The following is a 2,062-nucleotide window of genomic DNA, read 5'->3' as shown; positions in this document are numbered from 1 at the left end:
TTCGAGCGGATGGCTGCGCGATAGATATCGTGAGTGGCTGCTGCCTCGTGTGGCGTGACCGTGCCGAACCCGTCACCCAGCTTGCCCTCGCGTTCCGCGAGGAACGCCGCCCACATCTGGAGGATCGAGTCTGAGAATCCGAACTCGAAATTGGGTCCGGTGACTGTGGGCCATACCGACTGGCTGCCTGCATCGAGCTGCTGCCAGACCTGCTGGGTACCGATACCGGGCACGGTTGCCACGGTGAACACCTCCACGAGTTTGGGGTTCTTGGTGCTGAAGCGCACACCGCCACTCAGGCCTATCGCCTCGAATATCCAAGTGTTCTTCTGTCCGGGGTCGATGCGCTTGGTCTCGGTCGTGAGCGGAAACCGCTCGCCCTTGTGTGTCGCCCAGCTGTGCAGAACGGCGTTGTCCCAGGTGTCGCACGGCACAAGCTGCCCGTCTGGCCCACGACGTTCGGTGACAATGTTTTGGAGCATGCCGTACACAGTCTCTGGAGCCCACCCGAGCCGCAGTGGTACGTGCCAGGTGTGAAGCCCGAGATCGTTGAGCACGCCGGCCTCACCGCAGAATGTGTTCTGCCTCTTCCAGCTGATGGGCTTGGTTGTGTCTACATCGCTCGCGTGAAGAAAGCTGCTGCGAGCTTCGACGATGGTTCCGAGCGCCCCGCTCTGCACGTAGTTGATCGCCCATTGAGCGCCCGGGAAGAAGGGCATCTCACTGGAGCAGCGAACGAAGCTTTCGGGATGCGCTTCGACCGCCGCGAGAATGGCCTGCGCAGCAGTCGCGTCAATGCCGAACGGCTTCTCCGCCAGGAGACTCTTACCGGCGGCGATGACGTCGGTGTAAATCTGCTCATGCAGGTCGTGACGAACGGCGACGTAGATGACATCGATAGTGGGGTCATCCAGAAGCTCGTGATAATCAGTAACTTTCGTCATGACGGTGCTGATCTCGTCGAACCAGTCGAGCGCTGCGGGGTTGATGTCGCAGACCGCGGTCAGCCGCGGGCGTACCGGGTGGTCGATGAGAGCGGGCCAGCGCTGGATGGCGGCGGCAACCTCGCGACCCATAAGACCCGCGCCGATAATTGCGACGTTGACAATCTTGGCGCTCATTCTGCGCTCCTCTCGATGATTGCGAGCGCCTCGTCCACGCTCGCCCCGTGGTGCAGCACCGCCATGAGGGCCGCAGTGATGCCGGCGGGCTTGGGATGCTGGATTACGTTACGCCCGTACACGATGCCGCTGGCACCCTGGTCGAGAACGGCCACGGTGCGCTCGAGGAGGGTGCGGTCATCCACTCGTCCGCCGCCGCGCACGAGAACAGGAACATCCCCTGCAACCTGGATCACGCTCGAGTACTCAGAGATGTCGTCAGTGGGATCGGCCTTGATGAGGTCAGCGCCGAGTTCCTTCGCCTGCCGCACCAGGGTGACTATCTTCGCGGTGTCGCCATCGACCATGTACCCACCGCCCGCCTTCGCGTTGTCCTGCATGACGAGGGGTTCGATCATGAGCGGCATCCCGTAGCGGGTGGCCTGCTCACGCAACGCCATGATCGACAGGATGTTGGCCTCCCGAATTTCCGGGCGCCCGGGCAGATGCATGAGGTTCGCGCATACCGCCACGGCATCAAGCCGCACCGCTTCCTCAATCGCGTTGGGCAGATGGTGGCTGAAAATGTGCTCATCGAGCGGATTGCCGTAGACGTTGGCGACGTCGGTGCGCAGCACGAGGGCAGGCTTCTGCTTGCCGGGGATACGCTGCAGAATCCGCGCCTGGCCCAGGGTGAGCTGAACCGCATCCGGGTTGGCGCGCACGAGGGTGGCCACAACAGCATCCATATCCTCAATGCCGGTGATGAACGAAGCCTCCCCGAAGAAGCCGTGATCGACAGCAACGTCAAGCGCCCTACCGGAAGTGGCGTTGAAGAACCGATTCAGCCGAAATTGTGACATGAGACGTGAACTCTCCTTGAATGGGGATGGGGATCCCGGTTTCAATCGGGCCTCCGCTGTGCCAGAGTAACTGCGCCGCAACAACGCTGTCCAACCGGC

The 2,062-nt window shown here is 62.1% G+C and carries 2 protein-coding genes; both read right to left on the bottom strand.

The window, feature by feature from the left end:
* The coding region (locus RMN95_RS02245) for a Gfo/Idh/MocA family oxidoreductase (protein ID WP_309615334.1) at window positions 1–1,121 on the bottom strand (1,121 nt) is incomplete at its 3' end.
* Window positions 1,118–1,963, bottom strand: coding sequence for an aldolase (locus RMN95_RS02240; protein WP_309615333.1), 846 nt, complete (start codon window positions 1,961–1,963; stop codon window positions 1,118–1,120). The genes RMN95_RS02245 and RMN95_RS02240, both read right to left, overlap by 4 nt.
* Window positions 1,964–2,062 lie beyond the last annotated feature (99 nt).

Source organism: Salinibacterium sp. (assembly GCF_031364185.1).
GTDB lineage: Bacteria > Actinomycetota > Actinomycetes > Actinomycetales > Microbacteriaceae > Rhodoglobus.
The sequence above is the reverse complement of the archived record's forward strand: the minus strand, read 5'-3'. Positions and strand labels throughout refer to the sequence as shown.